Below are 18,041 nucleotides of genomic sequence, written 5' to 3'. Positions count from 1 at the left end.
CCAGTATCAGCCGGTCCCCTCGAACCTGTGAGGGGCGATCAGCCGGAAGGGGGTCGACGGCTTGTCGGCGGGCTCATCGGCGGACGGAGGGCCGGAGGCTTCCAGCAGGCTGCCGCAGCGCATCCGGGAGCTCGTGGAGAGGACCACCCGCCACTCGTCGTCGACGAGCAGGACGGGCCGGCCCAGCGAGCCGGCGAGCCCCAGCATTCCCGGCAGCAGCTCGCGCTCGAGGCGGGCGACCAGCAGATCGGCCACGAGGACGCCGGTCGTGCCCGGCACCCGGACGGGCAGGGCCGTGGTGATCGTGTACTGGTCGTTGCACAGCGAGTCCACGTACGGGCCGACGACCTCGAGCCGGCCGGTCTCGAGCGGACGGCGGAACCACTCCATGGTGCGGAAGTCGACGTAGCCGGCCACCGACGGCCGCGTCTCGACGAAGCGGCGGAGGGTGTGCCCGGAGTCGATCACGTACCACTCGACCTCCCCGTCCCCCTGCTCCGCGTCGTGGGTGAGGGCGGTGCCGAGGCCGTCGAGATCGGGGTGCGCGGCCAGCAGGGTCTGCAGCGTCTGCTGGCGCGATCGCGCGGGGGCAGACGGGTCGGCGGGGAAGAGCTCGTCGCGGGTGGCGCGCACCGCATGGGCGGCCGAGCCGAGCAGGTCATCGAGCCGCCCCATGAGGGAGGCTCGAGCGGGTTCAGGGATGGGGGCCGGCCGCATCTGCGCCTCCCCGGGAGCCCGCGGCGCTCTCCAGCTTGAGCCGGAGGGCCGCTTCGAGCAGCTCTTCGATGTGGTCCTCGATCTCGCGTCGGCAGTCCTCGGCGGCGGCCGGGGCCAGCAGGTCGGTGAGGCTCTGCCAGCGCTGCGCGGCCCGCTCTGCGCAGATCTGCTCCGTGTAGACCTCCGCGACCACCGAGGCCCAGGGGTCCTGCAGCCCGATCTGCTCCCGGGTCAGGCGTGCCGACTGGGCCGCGCCTGCCAGGCGGATCAGCAGATCCGACTCGCAGCGCGCCCGCGCGCCGTGGGACTCGGCCGCGCGGAAGGCCTCCACCGCCGATCTCAGCCCCTCGCGCTCGCGGCGGGCGGCCCGGCGGGCGGCCAGGATCGCGCATCGTCCTGCGATGGCGGATTCGTGCTCCGCCAGCTCCGCGAGCTCCTGGGTCCCGAACGTGGAGATCCACCGCGGCTGCTGCGGCGCCGGCCGGTTCACGAAGCTGCCTCCGGTGCGCCCTCGACGGGTCGTGATGAGGCCGTCGCCGCGCAGGGTCTCCAGGGCCTCCCGGACCGTGGTCGGCGAGACGCCCAGCCGCTCGGAGAGCTCCTTCTCGCTGGGCAGCTGCGTGTCCGCCTCGAGGACTCCGGAGCGGATCGCGCCGCGCAGACGCCGCTGCACCTGCTCGGCTCGGGACGGGGCGGACAGCGGCGTCATCAGGGTGGTGAGCACGGACGTCCTCCTGGGGTCTGTTCCGGCCGGCCGACGAAGCGGGCACCGGCGGCGGGCTCCCTGAGCGTAACGAAACGTGATCGTTGACACGAAAACATCTGGTTCCATATGTTTCAGGCACGGGAGGTGATCCGCATCACGTTCAGGAGCCTCCGCCGTCGGATCCCTGGAGGGGGAGCAGAGTCACCATGTCGCCGAACACCGCCGTTCTGCAGAACTTCATCGGCAGCGCCTACGTCGATGCCTCGACGGACGAGACCTTCGATCTCGTCTGCCCGGTCACCGAGGAGGTGATCGCCAGATCCCCCAGCTCCGGGGCCGAGGACGTCGACCGGGCCTATGCGGCAGCCGCCGAGGCCGCGAAGGTCTGGGGGCGCTTCACGCCGTCGCAGCGCCAGGACGCCATGCTGAAGGTCGCCGCCGAGATCGAGGCCCACCGGGACGAGCTCGTGGAGGCCCAGGCGCGCAACACGGGTCAGCCCAAGTACCTGATCGGCGCGGAGGAGGTCGACGTGACCGTCGATCAGCTGCGCTTCTTCGCCGGGGCCGCCCGCCTGCTCGAGGGGACGGCCACGGGGGAGTACATGGAGGGCCTGACCTCCTCCGTGCGCCGTGAGCCCCTGGGCGTCGTCGGGCAGGTCACGCCGTGGAACTACCCGCTGATGATGGCCGCGTGGAAGATCGGCCCGGCCCTGGCCGGCGGCAACGCGATCGTGCTCAAGCCCAGCGACACCACTCCGGGCAGCACCCTGCTGCTGGCCGAGCTGGCCGCCAAGCACCTGCCCGAGGGCACGCTCAACGTGGTCCTGGGCGGGGCGGAGACCGGCGCCCTCGTCGTGTCGCACCCGACGGCCGCCCTGGTCGCGATCACCGGCTCCGTGCGGGCCGGTGTCGAGGTCGCCACCAGCGCGGCCTCCAACCTCACCCGATCCCACCTGGAGCTCGGCGGCAAGGCCCCCGTGCTGGTCTTCGCCGACGCCGACCTGGACAAGGCCGCCGCCACCGTCGCGGAGACCGGGCTGTTCAACGCCGGCCAGGACTGCACGGCCGCCACGCGCGTGATCGTCGACCAGGAGGTCCACGACGACTTCGTGCGCCGGCTCGTGCAGGAGGTCGAGAACGTGAAGGTCGGCGAGCCCGACGAGGACGACATCCTCTACGGGCCGCTCAACAACGCCTCGCAGCTCGAGCGGGTCCAGGGCTTCCTGGAGGGCCTGCCCGCGCATGCGAAGGTCGAGACGGGCGGGCAGCGCATGGATCGCACGGGCTACTTCTTCCAGCCCACCGTGATCACCGGGCTCGAGCAGTCCGACGACGCCATCCAGCAGGAGATCTTCGGGCCCGTGATCACCGTGCAGTCCTTCTCCGGGGAGGGGGAGGCGCTCGAGAAGGCCAACGGCGTCGAGTACGGCCTGGCCTCGAGCGTGTGGACCCGCGATCACTCCCGGGCGCTGCGCTTCTCCCGGGACCTCGACTTCGGCGCCGTGTGGATCAACACCCACATCCCGCTCGTGGCCGAGATGCCGCACGGAGGCTTCAAGCACTCCGGCTACGGCAAGGACCTCTCGCACTACAGCGTGGAGGAGTACACCCGCGTCAAGCACGTCATGAGCGCACTGGACTGAGGAGACCGAGATGACCGAGAACCAGCAGATCGCCTCGCAGGCCCACCACCGCCTCTTCGCCCAGCGCGACGTGAGCGTGCTGGATGAGCTCTTCGCCGAGGACTTCATCGAGCACTCGCCCCTCGTGGCCGACGGCCGGGCGGGGCTGCGCAGCATGGTGGAGGAGGCCGGCGACGCGCTGACCTACACCTGCTCCCGGGAGCTGGCCGACGGCGATCTCGTCGCCCTGCACGGCCGGTTCACGGGGCTGGACGAGACGCCCCTGGTCGGCTTCGACCTGTACCGGGTGGCCGACGGCAAGGTGGTCGAGCACTGGGACGGACTGGTGCCCGAGGCCCCCGAGCCGAACGCGAGCGGCCGCACCCAGCTCGACGGGACCGCGCAGCCCCGCTCCGGGCAGGACGCCGAGGGCAATCGGGAGAAGGTGCTGGGCATCCTCTTCGGCCGAGGGCTGATCGGGCAGGACTACTCCGTGTTCCGGGAGCTGACCCGCGACGACGTCTTCGTCCAGCACAGCCCGGACATCGCGGACGGAGCGGAGGCGGTGATCCGGTTCCTGGAGCAGCTGAAGGAGTCCGGCGAGCCCCTGGTGTACGACCGCGTCCACCGCTCCGTGGCCGACGGCGACTTCGTGCTCACCCAGTCCGAGGGCTCGATCGGCGGGCAGCGCCACAGCTACTTCGAGCTGTGGCGGTTCGACGACGGGCATCTGGCGGAGATGTGGGACGCGATCGGCGCCGTCCCCTCCGATGAGGAGGCCGCGCACCCACACGGCATCTTCTGATCGCCGGGTTCTGCGCCATCGGCGCGAAGAAGGCCGGCGGCTGCTCCCCTCACCGGGAGAGGCCGCCGGCCTTCGGCCGATCCGATCAGCCCTGCGCCGCCCCCGGGTCGCTCAGTAGCAGACCCGGAGATCCCCCAGGGCGATGTACTGCTGGTTGCCGGTGATGGTCGGCGCCTGGGTCGCGGAGTTGCTGTAGTTCAGGGTGAACCTGTTGGAGGTCGGGTTGGTGATCGTGGCGGTGACGTGGTTGCCCGTCTGCGTGGACACCTGCGTCTTGTCCTTCATGTCGAGCACGCCGTTGCTCGCCGTGGTGTAGGAGCTCTGCGAGTACCCGGTGAACTGGGAGAAGGCCACGGTGCCGCCGGTGATGGCCACGCGGTCCGAGTAGTAGAACTTGCTGTTCTCGCCGCTGACCTGGGAGGTGACGTCGTAGATCTTGAAGCTGATCGACCTCGGCAGCCGGGTGGTCCCCGACGAGCTGATGGAGAAGGTGAGCGTCTGGTTCGCCCGGGTGGGCTGGCCGGTCGCACCGCTCCACTGGTTGAGCACCAGGACGGAGCTGGTGCTGCCGGGGGCGACCACGAAGCTGTTGGACTGGTTGTTCCGCGTGTTGTTGGAGCCGACGGCGGCCTGCGACCCTGCCGCGTAGCCCTTCATGTCATAGCGCTCCGCGCCGAAGGTCACGGCGGACCCCCCGGAGCGGGACGTGGTCACCGAGACCGAGACCGACGGCCCCGAGGAGCCGGAGTCCCGGGTGGCCGTGCCGGAGATCGAGGTGGCGGTGCCCGAGGTGCTGGCCCAGTTCAGGGTGTGGCACCCCGTGGGCGAGGCGGCATAGGCGGGGGCGGCCGCGGCCAGCGAGATCGCCGGCACGGTCCAGATGATGCCCTTCGCCACGGCGCGCCGATCCACGCCCTGCTGCTGTGCTGCGGCTCCCTGCATGCTTCCTCCGAGGCTCGATCCTGCTCGTGAGCGCTCGGGAGGCCTCCGCGGGAGGATTCTCATGCGCCCAACACGTATGCGGATTCATACATTACTGCAGGAAAGCAGGCCGCGTGCCGCCTGCGGCCGGGGCATCGGCCCCGGGAGGGGCGGTACGTTGCGGGCATGAGGAATCCGGAGGAGGCCCGGGAGGCCGGAGCGCACCCGGCGGGGACGACGGCGGGGCAGCCGTCGTCCCCGCCGATCCACTGGCTGCTGCCGATCGACCCCGCCTCCCATGCCGAGCATCAGCCGCCCGATTGGCGCACTCGCGCGGATGCGACCGCCGTCTGGCGGGCGATCGGGCGCTCGCAGCCGATCCATCGCTGGTGCCTGCGGACGGGCTTCCGCACGATGGCACCCGGCGAGCTGATCTGGGCGTATCTGTCCAAGCGGCAGGAGGTGTGCGCCGTGGGGACGGTCGCCCGGATCGTCCAGCAGGGCGACGACTGGTTCGTCCACGTCGACTGGGATGAGCGACGCACGGCCGCGCTGTGCCGCGACCCGCTGCCGCGCAGCGCCTTCGGGCAGGTCCCCATGTCGACCTGCCGAGCGGGCGAGCGGGCGTCGGCGGTCCTGACGGAGCTCCACTCGCGGCTGGGCTCCCGCTGACCCCTGCCGCCCGGGGTGTGTGATGCGCGCCACGAACCCGTAGGCTCGCCGGAGACCAGCGAAGGAGCCTCATGTCGCAGCGCATCGCCATCATCGGAGCCGGGATCGGCGGTCTGACCCTGGCCATCGACCTCCAGCGCAAGGGCATCGACGCCCAGCTCTACGAGCAGACCTCCGTTCTCCGGGAGGTCGGGGCGGCGGTCTCCTTGTCGGCCAATGCCAGCCGGTTCTACGAGGAGCGCTTCGGGCTGGCAGAGCCCCTGCTGTCCCATGGGGCCGAGATCGACGGCCTGATCTATCGCGATGCCCGCACCGGCGAGCAGATCGCCCGGCTCTGCTCGCACGAGGAGTACCGACGCCGCTTCGGCGCCTCGTTCGTCGGCATCCACCGCGCGGACCTGCAGGCGATGCTCTTCAGCGCCCTCGCCCCGGACAGCCTCCATCTCAGCCGGCGGGTGGAGAGCATCGACGACTCCGGCTCGGCCGCCGTGCTGCGCTTCGCCGACGGGGACGCGGTCGAGGCCGACCTCGTGATCGGCGCCGACGGCGCGCGCTCCATGACCCGCCGTCAGCTGCTCGGCTACGACGACGCCCGCTACTCGGGCTGCTCCGCCTACCGCGGCATCGTGGCCCCCGAGCTCCTGCCGTCGCTGCCGGATCCGGAGGCGATCCAGTTCTGGATGGCCCCGGGCGGCCACCTGCTGCACTACCCGATCGGCAGCGGCGACCAGAACTTCTTCCTGGTCAAGCGCGAGGAGCTGCCGTGGGCCGAGCGCTCCTGGGTGGTGCCGGTCGAGGAGGGCTCGCACCTGGCGCGCTTCGACGGCTGGGCCGAGCCCGTCCAGGAGATGATCGGCGCCGTCCCCGTGACCGAGCGCTGGGCCCTGTTCTACCGGCCGCCGCTCACGCACTGGTCCCGCGGCCGCATCACCCTGCTCGGCGACGCGGCCCACGCGACCGTCCCGCATCACGGGCAGGGGGCGAATCAGTCGATCGAGGACGCGGTCGTGCTCTCCGATCTCCTCAGCGCCTCCGAGGACTGGGATGCCGCTCGGGTCGAGTACGAACGACGACGGCGCAGCCGCACCCGTCGCGTGGTCGACGCGTCCCTGGCCGTCGGGGAGATGCTCCATCTGCCCGACGGCCGGCGCGCGCAGGAGCGCAATGCCCGCCTGGCGGCCCCGGGAGCCTTCGACCGCCATCTGACCTGGGTCCACGGCTTCCGCGCCGACGAGCAGGTGCCCGACAGCTCCGGCGTCGCCGGCTGACCCGGGCCTCGTCGGCCCGCGCCTCCGACCCGGGCCTCGGCTTGCCGAGCTGCGCGTCCCACGATCACCCGACCGCGATCCATCCCCGAGAGGAACCGCGATGACCGAGAACCGCCGCATCCAGTCCGTCATGCCTGCGTCGCTGCCGCCCGAGCCGGCCGCTCGCACCGTCTACTCCTACGGCGTGCGCGCCGGCGACGACCTGCACATCTCCGGGCTCGTGTCCTTCGCCGCCGACGGCACCGTCGTGGGCGAAGGCGATATCGAGGCCCAGGTGGAGCAGGTCTTCGCCAACATGCGCGCCGTGGTCGAGGAGGCCGGCGGGACGATGGACGACATCGTCTCGACCACGACCTATCTGACCGATGTCAGCCAGGCCCCTGCCGTCAGCGCGGCCCGGGCCCGGCACTTCACCGGCTCCGTCCTGCCCACCCACACCGTGATCGGGGTGGCCGCCCTGGCGCGCCCGCAGTTCCTGGTGGAGATCTCGGCGATCGCGCACCTGGGCTGAGGCTCTGCCCCCTGCGGGGGCGGCTTGCTTCCCTCCGCCCCCGCACGTCTTCATGCCCCGAAGCGCTGCATCCGCGACCTCCCGCTCGAGGCGGGAGCAGCTCGGCGCGGGGATAGGCTCGACGGATCGACGGCTCGCAGGGAGGACGGACCATGGCCCAGCGGACGGCAGATGCCGCATCGACCCGAGAAGCGGCCCGGGAGCAGCGCAGCAGCCGACGCGCGGTGACGGTCTTCCCGCTGCTGATCCTGGCGGGCGCCGCCGTCGGGCTGCTGTTCCCGCAGGCGTTCGAGGGCTGGAGCGCGGGTGTCACACCGGCGCTGATGATCATCATGTTCGGGATGGGCCTGACGCTGAGCCTGCCGGATTTCGCGCTCGTGCTGAAGCGGCCCACGCCCGTGATCGCCGGCGTCGTCCTGCAGTTCACGGTCATGCCCCTGCTGGCGCTGGGCATCGCGACGGTGCTGGATCTGCCGCCCCAGCTGGCGGCCGGGATGATCCTGGTGGGCTCGGTCCCCGGCGGGACGTCGTCGAACGTCGTGACCTACCTCGCCAAGGGCGACGTGGCGCTGTCGGTGACCATGACGTCGCTGTCCACGCTGCTCTCGCCGCTGCTGACCCCGCTGATCACGCTGGCGCTCGCCGGCCAGTTCCTGGAGGTCCCGACGGGCGACCTGGCGCTGTCGCTCGTGCAGATCGTGCTCGTCCCGGTCATCGCCGGCCTGATCCTGCACTCCCTGGCGCCCGGGGTCGTGCGGCGGATCGAGCCCGTCCTGCCCTGGGTCTCGGTGCTCGGCATCACCTACGTGGTGATCGCGGTGGTCTCGGGCTCCGGCGAGGTGCTGGCCGCAGCCGGCCTGGGGCTGATCGCGGGCGTGATCCTGCACAACCTGCTCGGCTATGCCCTCGGCTACGGGATCGCGGCGCTCGTGCGCTTCCCCGCGGCATCGCGACGGGCCGTGTCGGTCGAGGTCGGCATGCAGAACTCGGGGCTGGCCTCCGGGCTGGCGACGCAGTACTTCACGCCCGAGGCGGCGCTGCCCGGAGCGATCTTCTCGGTGTGGCACAACATCTCCGGCGGGATCCTGGCGTCCATCTGGGGCCGCCGCCCGACGGATCGTGCCGACAGCCGCGCCCGCTGACGCTGTCTCGCGGTCGTCGTCCGCAGCGGTCTTGCACCCGTCGCTCCGTCGCTTGTGGTGCCTCGCTGAGTCCAGCGCCCGTGGCCCTGCCGGCCTGCCCCTGCCCCCCCCCCGACTGCGAGTGGCCGATTCTGCGCCTCTTCTCTCCGCGAGTGGCCGAATGCTCACCCTTCTCTTCGCGAGTGGCCGAATGCTCACCGATTCGAGGCTGAAACGGTGAGGAATCGGCCGCTCGCGGGTGGATGAGTGAGGAATCGGCCGCTCGCGGCCGGGCCGGCGGGCGGCGTGAAGAGGGGGCGACGAGCCAAGAGGGCGACGACGTCGGCGGCGCGTCAGGGAGCAATGACGACGGCGGGGAGGCGTCAGAGGCGGCGCAGGGTCAGGATCTGCTCGGCGCGGCCGACCGGCCCGGAGGCGTCGTGCAGGGTCGTGCTCGTGAGCCCCACGCCGTCGGACCCCCAGGCGACCTCGGTGTCCAGCCCCGTCCACGTTCCCTCGGGGAGCCGGTGGAAGTGGATCGTGAGGTCCACGTTGGGGAAGGTCCACGCGCCGATCTCCTGCCGGGGGGCGATCCCGTTGGCGGCGTCGATGTTCGCGATGAACCGCACGAGGTCGGCGGACTCCTCCCCGGCCACGATCTGCGACGGCGAGTGCAGCCAGACGGCGGCCCGGCCGGCTCGCTGCTCGACGACGCGCGCCTCGAGCTGAGCGATGTACCCGCCCGGCCACACGCCGCTCATGTCCCATGCGCCGGGGTGGTCCGGAGAGGGCATCGGCCCGCCCTCGGAGCCGGCCACGTCCTGCGTGTCCGCACGGGAGAGGTACCAGGCCCGGGCGATGACCACGGCGCGGCCGTCGATCGTCACGGTCGCCTGCAGCAGCTCGATGGTCCGACCCGGGCGCAGCACCTCGACCTCGACCGTCACCTCCTTCATGGGCAGCCGGCCCAGGATGTCGTAGCTGATCCGGCCCAGCCGCAGGTCGGAGCTGCCGTGCTCGTCGCGGAACCGCTCGATCTCGTGCGCTACGAGCCCGGCGATGGATGCGAAGTGGTGGTCCTCTGGGGACCACGCGCCCTCGGCGTTGACGGTGGGCTCGAACGTGGTGGGACCGGTGCGCTGGAAGAAGGACTGCTCGGCGGTCATGGGTCTCCTGGGTCGGGGGTGTGACGTGGAGCGGATCAGGGCACGACGACGCGCAGCGGGCGGGCCGCCGATGGCGCGACGATGAGCACGCGCTGCCGGGTCTCCATCACGTCAGTCTGCGCGGACGTCATGCACGTCACAAGCCCGCGGCTCGGTGTGGCGGCGATCACGTGTTCGCGGCGGGGAGAAGGGCTCCCGCAGCCACGGTCGCCGGGAGCATCATGGCGGTATGACCGATCTCCAGAGCCCCACCAGCACGTTCACCCTGAACAACGGCGTCGAGATGCCCGTGATCGGGCTCGGCGTGTACCAGTCCGCGCCGGAGGACACCGCGCAGGCCGTCGAGGCGGCCCTGCGAGCCGGGTACCGGCTGATCGACACCGCCGCGGCCTATGAGAACGAGCGCGAGGTCGGCCAGGGCCTGCGCGATTCCGGAGTCTCCCGGGACGAGGTCTTCCTGGAGACCAAGGTCTGGATCAACGACTTCGGCCGCGAGGAAGCGATCCATGCCTTCGACAAGGCCGCGGGCAAGCTGCAGATCGAGCAGCTCGATCTGCTGATCCTGCACCAGGCCTTCGAGAACGACTTCGAGCGCACCGTCCGGGCCTACCAGGGGCTCGAGCAGCTGCTGGCCGACGGGAAGGTCCGCGCGATCGGCGTCAGCAACTTCGAGGTCCGCCATCTGGAGCAGCTCATGGAGCGCACCGAGGTGGTGCCCGCCGTCAACCAGATCGAGCTGCACCCGTACTTCGCGCGCACCGAGGTCGAGCAGTTCGGGCGCGAGCACGGGATCCTCACCCAGGCCTGGTCCCCGATCGGCGGCATCACCAGCTACGGCGGCGACGGCACCAGGACCTCGACGTTCGACGACCCGCAGATCGCCCGCATCGCCGAGGCTCACGGCAGGACGCCGGCGCAGGTCATGCTGCGCTGGCAGCTGCAGCGCGGGCGTCAGGTGATCCCCAAGTCGGTGACCCCCGAGCGCATCCGCGAGAACCTGGACGTCTTCGGCTTCGAGCTCTCCGACGACGAGCTGCGGCGGATCGACGCCCTGGACACGGGTGAGCGCGGCGGCCCGGAGCCCCACGAGGTCACTCTCGAGGACTTCGGCAAGGAGATCCCGGAGGCCTGAGCCCCGGAGCCCCGCCATGGCGAGCGTCGAGAGGATCGGCTCGACCCCGGTCAAGGGGCTGGGGTGGCTCTCGCACGAGCGCATCGGGGTGTCGATGGGCGGGCTGGACGGCGATCGTCGGTGGGCTCCGGTGTGGGCCGATGACCTGACCTGCCTGCGGGCCCCGCAGTTCCCGGCCATGGTCCGCGTGGCCGTCGGGCCAGGGGACCTGCCCGCCGCCGACGAGCACGTGGTCCATCCCGAGACCCGGATCCGCTACTACGACCGCCTGATCCCGGCGCGCGTGCACGACGGCCCGCTCGCTCAGCGCCTCTCGGCGGAGGCGGGGCGTCCGGTCCTGCTGGCCCGGACGCTGTGGTCGGACGCCATCGTCTGGGGCGCACCCGTGAGCGTGCTGCTGCGCTCCGAGCTGGCGGGGCTGCCGTCGGACACCGACCGCTACCGCCCGAACGTCGTGATCGACGACCGCGCCGCCCCTCTGGCGCTCGCGGAAGGGTCGCGCCTGGAGCTCGGCGCGGTGCGGCTGCAGGTCGTGGGGGAGCTCGAGCGCTGCGTGATCATCGACCACGACCCGCTCACCGGTCGGAAGGATCACTGCCTGCTGCGGCGCATCCGCCCCGGGGCCCTGCTGGCCTACGGCTGCGCGGTCGACTCCGAGGGCGAGGTGCGCGTGGGGGACCCTGTCAGGGTCTGGCACGCGAGCTGAGGCGGAGAAGACTGGCTCACCAGGATCGAGGATGCCGCCTCCGACGAAGAAGCCCACCATGGATCGCGACGAGCTGCTGGAGCGGATGGGCCGCGGGGAGACCATCCAGGTCGGCAAGGGGCTGCGCATCGGTCGCGACGTCTTCATCAACTCCGGCTGCGCGTTCCAGGACCAGGGCGGCATCACGATCGGGGATCGCTGCCTGATCGGGCACAGCGCGGTGATCACCACGCTGAACCACGACATGGACCCGGCCAGGCGCGGCGACATGCACCCGGCGCCGGTGGTCCTGGGCGACGACGTCTGGCTCGGCGCCAACGTCACGATCCTCCCTGGTGTGACCATCGGCGACGGCGCCGTGGTGGGCGCCGCCTCGACGGTGACGAAGGACGTGCCGGCGGGCGCCGTCGTCGTCGGATCCCCTGCGCGGCAGGTCCGCTCGGCGCCGAGGTTCGAGGGCTGACCAGCCCGATGATCCGCGAGCGGATACCCGTGGATATCGACCGACTGGATGAGGTGCCTGCCGTGCCCGGGCCAGGACCGCGGTGATCGCCGCCAGGGCGCAGGGGCCCTGCCCCGCGCCCGACCGATGCCTCCCCGGAACGGCCTCTGGCAGACTGCCCGCAGGAAGGCGCAACCGGTCTGCGCGCAGCTCGTGGAGAGGGGCGGTCGATGAAGGCCCGTCGTCGGCTCCTGCCCTGGCGCAGCCGGACGCGCCGCTGGATCGCCTGGCTCATGGACGAGCTGCCGGCCTCGCCGGCCTCCTCCACCGCGGACGACCCGATCTCCGCGTTCCTGGGCCTCCTGCTGCTGATCGTGATCCTGCCGCTGCTGCCCCTGTTCCTGCTGGAGTCGCTGGCCCAGTGGCTGGCCCTGCCGTTCGCCCTGATCGCTCGGCGCGCGGGCCTGGCCGCTGTGCCGCTGGTCGTGACGGAGGGCAGGCACGCGGTGCATCGTGAGAGCGTGCTCGGGTGGACGGAGGCCGATGAGCGCCTCACCGCGATCCGACGCGAGATCAGCCACGGCAGCCCGCATCCGTGGCGCGATCGCAGCGATCCGTGGACGAGCAGCAATCAGCCGGGGTGGTGACGATGGACAGCATGCAGCTGCCGGGGACGTCGGTGGTGCTCGAGGAGGCCGCGGCCGCCGACCTGCCGGAGCTGATCGACCTGCTGACCGACGATCACCTGGGCGCCGTCCGCGACGGGATCCGCACGGAGGACGACCGCCGCCGCTACGAGCGGGCCTTTGCCGCAATCGACGAGGATCCCGCGCACCTGCTGGTGATCGGGCGGCTCGACGGCCGCGCGGTGGCCACGCTGCAGCTGACCGTCATCCCGTCGCTGTCGCGTCGCGGCGCCGTCAGGACCGTGATCGAGGGCGTGCGGATCTCCAGCTCCCTGCGCGGTCGGGGCGTGGGCGGGGCGCTCGTGCGCTGGGCCGTCGAGCAGGCGCGGGACCGCGGCTGCGATCTGGTCCAGCTGACCTCCGACAAGCAGCGCCCCGACGCCCACCGGTTCTACGAGCGGCTGGGATTCGAGCGCTCGCACGAGGGCTTCAAGCTCGACCTGCGGGGAGCCTAGTCGTGCCCTTCCTGGATCGCCTGTCGCGCTGGGCCGACGAGCGTCCGCACGTCATGGCCGTCGCCTGCGCGGGCCAGCGGCTGAGCTGGGGCCGGCTGCGCGCGGAGGCTGCGGCGCTGGCGGCCTCCGGCGAGCCCACCGGGATCCTGCAGCAGGGCAACGGCACGGACTTCGTCATCCGGTGGGCCGCCGGAGTGGCCGAGCAGCGGATGTGCGCCGTCCTGGATCCGACCTGGCCGGAAGAGCTCAGCGAGGCGGTGCGGCGCCGCTGCCGTGCGGCAGCCCCTGCCTCGGACGAGCCGGCCCGGCTGCGCGACGGCCCCGCCGACTCCGCCTTCCTGGTGGGGCTGACCTCCGGCACGACGTCCCTGCCCAAGGGCTTCCGCCGCAGTCGCGGCTCGTGGCGGCGATCCTTCGAGGCCTCGACGGCGCACTTCGACCTGCGGCCCGAGGACCGGGTCCTGGCGCCCGGCCCGCTCTCGGCCAGCCTGAACCTCTACGCGCTGTCCGAGTGCCTCCATGCCGGAGCCGCCTTCGTCACCCTGCCGCGCTTCGACAGCGCCGATGCGCGCGCGGCGATCGCCGCCGAGGGCGTCACCCGGCTCGTGACCGTTCCGGCGATGCTGCGCGTGATCGCCGGCCGGGGCCTCGCGGCCGGCGAGACGGCCGACGGGCTGAGCGCGATCATCTGCGCCGGGCAGAAGCTGGATCCGGAGACGCTCGCGACGGCCCGCCGCTGGGCGCCGGAGGCCGTGATCTGGGAGTACTTCGGCGCCGCGGAGCTCGGCTTCGTCGCCGCCCGGCGCCACCTGCCGGGGGAACGCGAATCGAGCAGCGGCACCGCCGTGGGGACCGCGTTCCCGGGGGTGGAGGCGGTCATCCTGGACGACGACGGCCGCCCGCTGCCCGACGGGTGCGTCGGCAGCATCGGCGTGCGCTCCGAGCTCGTGTGCGACGGCTACCTGTGGGGCGACGACGGCAAGGCCCTCACCCGGTTCGGCGACATCGCGACCGTTCATGACCGGGGCTTCCTGCGCGGCGGCCGGCTGCACGTGCTGGGCAGGGCGGCCGAGATGGTCAACTCGGGCGGGGTCAACATCTACCCGCAGGAGGTGGAGTCGGTGCTGGCCGCCGTTCCGGGCGTGGCAGAGGCGATCGTGGTCGGACTGCCCGACGCCGCCCGGGGCGAGCGGATCGCGGCCGGCATCCTCCCCGTCGACGAGCCGCCGACCCGGCAGCGACTGCGCCGCGCAACCGAGGGGCTGGCCCCGGCCAAGCGCCCGCACGAGTACTGGGTGCTGCAGGAGCCGCCCGTCACCGACCGGGGCAAGCTCAGCCGCGCCCGGCTGCGAGCCTGGATCGCCGAAGGGGATCATCGTGCCCGTCGTCTCGGCTGACCCGTCGTCCCCGCTGGTGGTGCTCGGGCGCCGGACCCCGCTGGCGCGGGCGGGCACCGCCCTGGACGACGTGCCCGTGCACCGCCTCCTGGCCCCGGTGCTGCGCCGGCTCGTGGAGGAGTCGGGCCTCGCTCCCGAGCACGTGGTCGATGTCGTCATGGGCAATGCCGTGGGCGCCGGCGGCAATCTCGCCCGGCTCGCGGCCCTCGAGGCCGGCCTGCCGCTGTCGGTCCCGGGGATCACCGTGGATCGGCAGTGCGGCTCGGGCCTGGATGCGGTCGTGCTGGCCTGCCGCCTGGCCCAGGCCGGGGCCGGGAGCGCCTTCCTGGCCGGCGGGGCGGAGAGCATCAGCACGGCACCGCTGCGGGGCCGTCGGGGCGATGACGGCGAGGTCGAGTTCTACCGCCGCGCCCGGTTCAGCCCCGAGCACCTGGGCGACCCGGACATGGGGGTCGCCGCCGAGACCGTCGCGCGCGAGCACGGGATCAGCAGGGCGCGGCAGGACGCCTTCGCCCTGCGCAGCCATCGCCGGGCGCTGGCGGCGGCAGCGGCCGGGCGGTTCGACGACGAGCTGGTGCCCGTGTCCGGAGCGCGCGGCGAGGTCACCGCGGACAACGGGCCGCGCCGGAGGCTGGACGCTGCGCTGCTGGCGCGCTTCCCCGCGGCGTTCGAGACCGGCGGCACGGTCACGGCCGGGAACTCGTGCGGCGATGCGGACGGGGCGGCCGCAATCCTGGTGGTGACCCCGGCGACGGCGCAGAGCCTGGGCTCCGGCACGGCGCTGATCTTCCGCGGGGCGGTGACCGTGGGCGTGGACCCCGCGCGGCTGGGCCTCGGGGCGGCCGTCGCGGCTCGACGGCTGCTGGAGGACCAGGGCGTGGGGGCAGATCAGCTGGCCGCCGTGGAGTTCAACGAGGCCTTCGCGGGGCAGGTGCTCGCCTGCACGGACCTGCTGGGAGTGGATGAGCGGGTGCTCAACACCGACGGCGGCGCCCTGGCGCTCGGCCACGCCTACGGCGCCTCCGGCGCGGTCTCCGTGGTCCGGCTGCTGGCGAGGGCCCGCGAGCTGCCGGGGGGAGCCCGCTGCTGGCGATGATCAGCTCCGCCGGCGGCATCGGCACGGCGGCCCTGTTCGAGACGACGGCGGTCTAGACCCGGCTCTCAGGCGCCGAGCGCCTCCGGTCCCGCCGGGGACTCGCGCGGCTCAGCTGCCGAGGGACTCGAGGGGGTCGCCGGTCAGCCGGTAGACGTCCCACCCGTCCATCGGAACCGCTCCGAGCGAGCGGTAGAAGTCGATCGAGGGCCGGTTCCACTGCAGCACGGACCACTCCACGCGCCGATAGCCGCGCTCGCGGGCGGTCCTGGCCAGGGTGCGCAGCAGCGCCTTGCCGTGCCCTGCGCCGCGGACCTCCGGACGCACGTAGAGGTCCTCCAGGTAGATCCCGTGCGTGCCCTCCCACGTGGAGTAGTTCAGGAACCACAGCGCGAATCCCTCGAGCCGTCGCCCTGTGCCCTCCGGTGCGGGGGCCACGTGGGCGAAGATCGCCGGTCGCTCGCCGAACAGCTGCTCCCGCAGCACCGGCGCCCGACGGCGAAGCCCGGATGAACATCGCCCCGTGAGGCCAGGCTCTTCTGGGGTTCTGCCCAGCGTCCCGCTAGCCTCGGACGTCTTCGAGAAACCCAGGGAGCTTCATATGAGAGATCGCGCATCGGGCAGCCCGTCCGATTCCGAGATCACGATCGACAACCGCCTCCGCGAGCAGAAGGCGCCGGAGAGCGTCCGGACCACCATGCGTCTGGCGGCCGCCGGGCACCGCGGGGTCCACCCCGCGCTGATCCCCGGTTTGGACGTCGAGGACGCCCGGGACCACTTCCCGACCGACAAGGTCGTGTTCACCGCGGCCGCCGTGCTGGTCGCGGCGGTGCTGGCCTGGGCGATCATCGCTCCGGACAATCTGGGCGCGGTCGGCCCCCAGATGCAGACCTGGGTGGTCACGCACTTCGGCTGGCTGCTGGGCTCGCTCGTCGCCCTCGTCGTGCTCTTCATGCTCGTCGTGGGATACGGGCCCACGGGCAAGATCCGCCTGGGCGCCGACGACAGCAGCCCCGAGTTCTCCACGGGCTCCTGGATCTCCATGCTCTTCGCCGCGGGCCTGGGCATCGGCCTGGTCTTCTACGGCCCCCTCGAGCCGCTGAGCCACTTCATGACCCCGCCGCCGGCCTTCGATGTCGAGGCCGGGTCCATGGACGCGGTCCCCGCCGCCATGGCGCAGACTAGCCTGCACTACACGATCTTCCCGTGGGGCGTGTACTCGTTCATCGGCGGCGCTCTGGCCTACGCGGCCTACCGGCGCGGCCGCCTGCCGCTGATCTCGGCGCTGTTCGAGCCGATCTTCCCGAACGCCACCAACCGGATCCCGGGCAAGATCATCGACGTCTTCGCACTGATGGTCACGCTCTTCGGCACGGCGACGTCGCTGGGCATCGGCGCGCTGCAGATCCGCACCGGCACCTCGATCGTCACGGGCCGGCCGCTCGAGGGCGACGGCATCCTGGTGGTCATCATCAGCGTGCTCACGGTGGTGTTCATCTTCTCCGCAGTCTCCGGAGTGAAGCGCGGCATCCGCATCCTGTCGAACACCAACATGCTCCTGGTGATCGCCCTGACGCTGTTCGTCGCGGTGACCGGGCCGCTGCTGTTCCTGCTCGACCTGCTCCCCACGACCTTCTACGCGACGATCCAGAACGCGTTCTCCATGCTCTCCGTGGCTCCGAGCCAGGGCGAGGTCGAGTCCGAGTTCTCCGCGAGCTGGACGATGATGTACTGGGCCTGGTGGACGTCGTGGTCCCCGTTCGTGGGCATGTTCATCGCCAAGATCTCCAAGGGCCGCACCCTGCGGGAGTTCGTCACGGTCGTGATGTTCGCCCCGTCCGCGATCTCCGTGGTCTGGTTCGTGGTCTTCGGCGGCACCACCATGTGGATGAACCTCGAGGGCCGGGACATCGCGATCGACGGCAGCGGCGAGAACGTCATGTTCGACATGCTGGAGAACCTTCCGCTGTCCGGGCTGACGTCGGTCGCGGTGCTGCTTGCGATCCTCATCTTCTTCACGACGGCGGCGGACTCCGCGACCAACGTGATGGGCTCGATGTCCCAGTCGGGCCGATCGAACCCCTCCACCCCGGTCACGATCGTGTGGGGTCTGGCGCTCGGCCTGGTCTCGATGTTCCTGCTGCTGGCCGGCGGCGAGTTCGCGCTGTCGGGCCTGCAGTCGGTCATGGTCACGTGCGCCCTGCCGTTCGGGCTCATCATGCTCGGGATCATGGTCTCCTGGGCCAAGGATCTGCGGAACGACCCGTACATGATCCGCCGCCGCTATGCGCGCGAGGCGATCAACCGGGGCGTGCACCGGGGCATCGACGAGCACGGCGACGACTTCGTCTTCGGCGCCACCCACGTGGACGAGGGCGACGGCGCCGGGGCGGACTTCGAGAGCACGGACCCCGCGCTCACGGAGTGGTACACGCCAGCCTCGGACGACGCGGCGACGAACGAGAGCGCCGAGCCCGCGAAGGCCTCCCCGGCCTCCGGCGGCTCCTCGGCAGCACCCACCGACGTCGACGGCGAGCCCAGCCCGCGCTAGGGACCGCAGGGCCCCGCGCGACGCCGCGACGTCCGACGGCCCTCCCGCACACGTCGTGCGGGAGGGCCGT

At 71.9% G+C, this 18,041-nt stretch carries 18 protein-coding genes and 1 pseudogene; 14 read left to right on the top strand and 5 right to left on the bottom strand.

The features are described from left to right. Positions 1 to 6 precede the first annotated feature (6 nt). Together FSY66_RS01005 and FSY66_RS01000 are read right to left on the bottom strand one after the other, a co-directional pair. Positions 7 to 675, bottom strand: a complete 669-nt coding sequence (locus FSY66_RS01005) for a cache domain-containing protein (protein WP_144790390.1) — start codon at positions 673 to 675, stop codon at positions 7 to 9. A 19-nt stretch (positions 676 to 694) separates the two neighbouring features. Further along, positions 695 to 1,441, bottom strand: coding sequence for a FadR/GntR family transcriptional regulator (locus FSY66_RS01000; protein ID WP_186304336.1), 747 nt, complete (start codon positions 1,439 to 1,441; stop codon positions 695 to 697). A gap of 188 nt (positions 1,442 to 1,629) precedes the next feature. Here FSY66_RS01000 and FSY66_RS00995 point away from each other — a divergent pair, with 188 nt between their 5' ends. Then, positions 1,630 to 3,066: an aminobutyraldehyde dehydrogenase gene (locus FSY66_RS00995; protein ID WP_144790386.1), complete on the top strand. Its 1,437-nt coding sequence runs from the start codon at positions 1,630 to 1,632 to the stop codon at positions 3,064 to 3,066. A gap of 10 nt (positions 3,067 to 3,076) precedes the next feature. Next, positions 3,077 to 3,850 carry a nuclear transport factor 2 family protein gene (locus tag FSY66_RS00990; RefSeq protein WP_144790384.1) on the top strand — a complete coding sequence of 258 codons (774 nt, stop codon included), beginning with the start codon at positions 3,077 to 3,079 and terminating at the stop codon, positions 3,848 to 3,850. A 111-nt stretch (positions 3,851 to 3,961) separates the two neighbouring features. Here the strand turns inward: FSY66_RS00990 and FSY66_RS00985 are convergent, their stop codons facing one another. Then, the gene (locus FSY66_RS00985; protein ID WP_144790382.1) at positions 3,962 to 4,792 is read right to left on the bottom strand and encodes a hypothetical protein; all 831 of its coding nucleotides are present in this window, start codon (positions 4,790 to 4,792) and stop codon (positions 3,962 to 3,964) included. 165 nt (positions 4,793 to 4,957) lie between these two features. Between FSY66_RS00985 and FSY66_RS00980 the strand changes: the two genes are divergently transcribed. From FSY66_RS00980 to FSY66_RS00965, 4 genes are all read left to right on the top strand, one after another. Then, a complete protein-coding gene (locus FSY66_RS00980) occupies positions 4,958 to 5,443 on the top strand; it encodes a hypothetical protein (RefSeq protein ID WP_260853287.1) in 486 nt (161 codons plus the stop codon). 71 nt (positions 5,444 to 5,514) lie between these two features. Beyond that, positions 5,515 to 6,711: an FAD-dependent monooxygenase gene (locus FSY66_RS00975; RefSeq protein ID WP_144790380.1), complete on the top strand. Its 1,197-nt coding sequence runs from the start codon at positions 5,515 to 5,517 to the stop codon at positions 6,709 to 6,711. 100 nt (positions 6,712 to 6,811) lie between these two features. Next, complete coding sequence (locus FSY66_RS00970) at positions 6,812 to 7,222, top strand: RidA family protein (RefSeq protein WP_260853286.1); 411 nt, start codon at positions 6,812 to 6,814, stop codon at positions 7,220 to 7,222. Between the two features lie 152 nt (positions 7,223 to 7,374). Further along, a complete protein-coding gene (locus FSY66_RS00965; protein WP_144790378.1) occupies positions 7,375 to 8,364 on the top strand; it encodes a bile acid:sodium symporter family protein in 990 nt (329 codons plus the stop codon). Between the two features lie 362 nt (positions 8,365 to 8,726). Here FSY66_RS00965 and FSY66_RS00960 read toward each other — a convergent pair whose 3' ends face one another. Beyond that, entirely contained in the window at positions 8,727 to 9,509 is a 783-nt protein-coding gene (locus tag FSY66_RS00960) for a thioesterase family protein (RefSeq protein ID WP_144790376.1), read from the bottom strand. Positions 9,510 to 9,738: 229 nt separating this feature from the next. Here FSY66_RS00960 and FSY66_RS00955 point away from each other — a divergent pair, with 229 nt between their 5' ends. The 7 genes and pseudogenes from FSY66_RS00955 to FSY66_RS00925 all read left to right on the top strand — a co-directional run bounded on the left by FSY66_RS00955 (position 9,739) and on the right by FSY66_RS00925 (position 15,479). Next, positions 9,739 to 10,641 (top strand): aldo/keto reductase, encoded by a 903-nt coding sequence (locus tag FSY66_RS00955; RefSeq protein WP_144790374.1) that lies wholly within the window; start codon positions 9,739 to 9,741, stop codon positions 10,639 to 10,641. A 16-nt stretch (positions 10,642 to 10,657) separates the two neighbouring features. Further along, the gene (locus FSY66_RS00950) at positions 10,658 to 11,347 is read left to right on the top strand and encodes an MOSC domain-containing protein (RefSeq protein WP_144790372.1); all 690 of its coding nucleotides are present in this window, start codon (positions 10,658 to 10,660) and stop codon (positions 11,345 to 11,347) included. A 31-nt stretch (positions 11,348 to 11,378) separates the two neighbouring features. Next, positions 11,379 to 11,810, top strand: a complete 432-nt coding sequence (locus FSY66_RS12995; protein WP_144790370.1) for an acyltransferase — start codon at positions 11,379 to 11,381, stop codon at positions 11,808 to 11,810. Positions 11,811 to 12,019: 209 nt separating this feature from the next. Beyond that, entirely contained in the window at positions 12,020 to 12,436 is a 417-nt protein-coding gene (locus FSY66_RS00940) for a hypothetical protein (protein WP_144790368.1), read from the top strand. 2 nt (positions 12,437 to 12,438) lie between these two features. Continuing rightward, positions 12,439 to 12,930: a GNAT family N-acetyltransferase gene (locus tag FSY66_RS00935; RefSeq protein ID WP_144790366.1), complete on the top strand. Its 492-nt coding sequence runs from the start codon at positions 12,439 to 12,441 to the stop codon at positions 12,928 to 12,930. Between the two features lie 2 nt (positions 12,931 to 12,932). Then, positions 12,933 to 14,327, top strand: coding sequence for a class I adenylate-forming enzyme family protein (locus FSY66_RS00930; protein ID WP_144790364.1), 1,395 nt, complete (start codon positions 12,933 to 12,935; stop codon positions 14,325 to 14,327). After that, positions 14,308 to 15,479, top strand: a pseudogene (locus FSY66_RS00925) (thiolase family protein). The gene FSY66_RS00930 and the pseudogene FSY66_RS00925 overlap by 20 nt, the downstream one beginning before the upstream one ends. 52 nt (positions 15,480 to 15,531) lie before the next feature. On the opposite strand, the gene FSY66_RS00920 reads toward FSY66_RS00925, so the two are convergent. Next, complete coding sequence (locus FSY66_RS00920; protein ID WP_144790362.1) at positions 15,532 to 15,906, bottom strand: GNAT family N-acetyltransferase; 375 nt, start codon at positions 15,904 to 15,906, stop codon at positions 15,532 to 15,534. A gap of 115 nt (positions 15,907 to 16,021) precedes the next feature. Between FSY66_RS00920 and FSY66_RS00915 the strand changes: the two genes are divergently transcribed. Next, positions 16,022 to 17,971 carry a BCCT family transporter gene (locus FSY66_RS00915; protein ID WP_260853285.1) on the top strand — a complete coding sequence of 650 codons (1,950 nt, stop codon included), beginning with the start codon at positions 16,022 to 16,024 and terminating at the stop codon, positions 17,969 to 17,971. Positions 17,972 to 18,041 lie beyond the last annotated feature (70 nt).

Origin of the sequence: Kocuria palustris, assembly GCF_007666205.1 — a bacterium.
GTDB lineage: Bacteria > Actinomycetota > Actinomycetes > Actinomycetales > Micrococcaceae > Kocuria > Kocuria palustris_A.
This window is presented reverse-complemented; position numbering and strand designations above follow the sequence as displayed.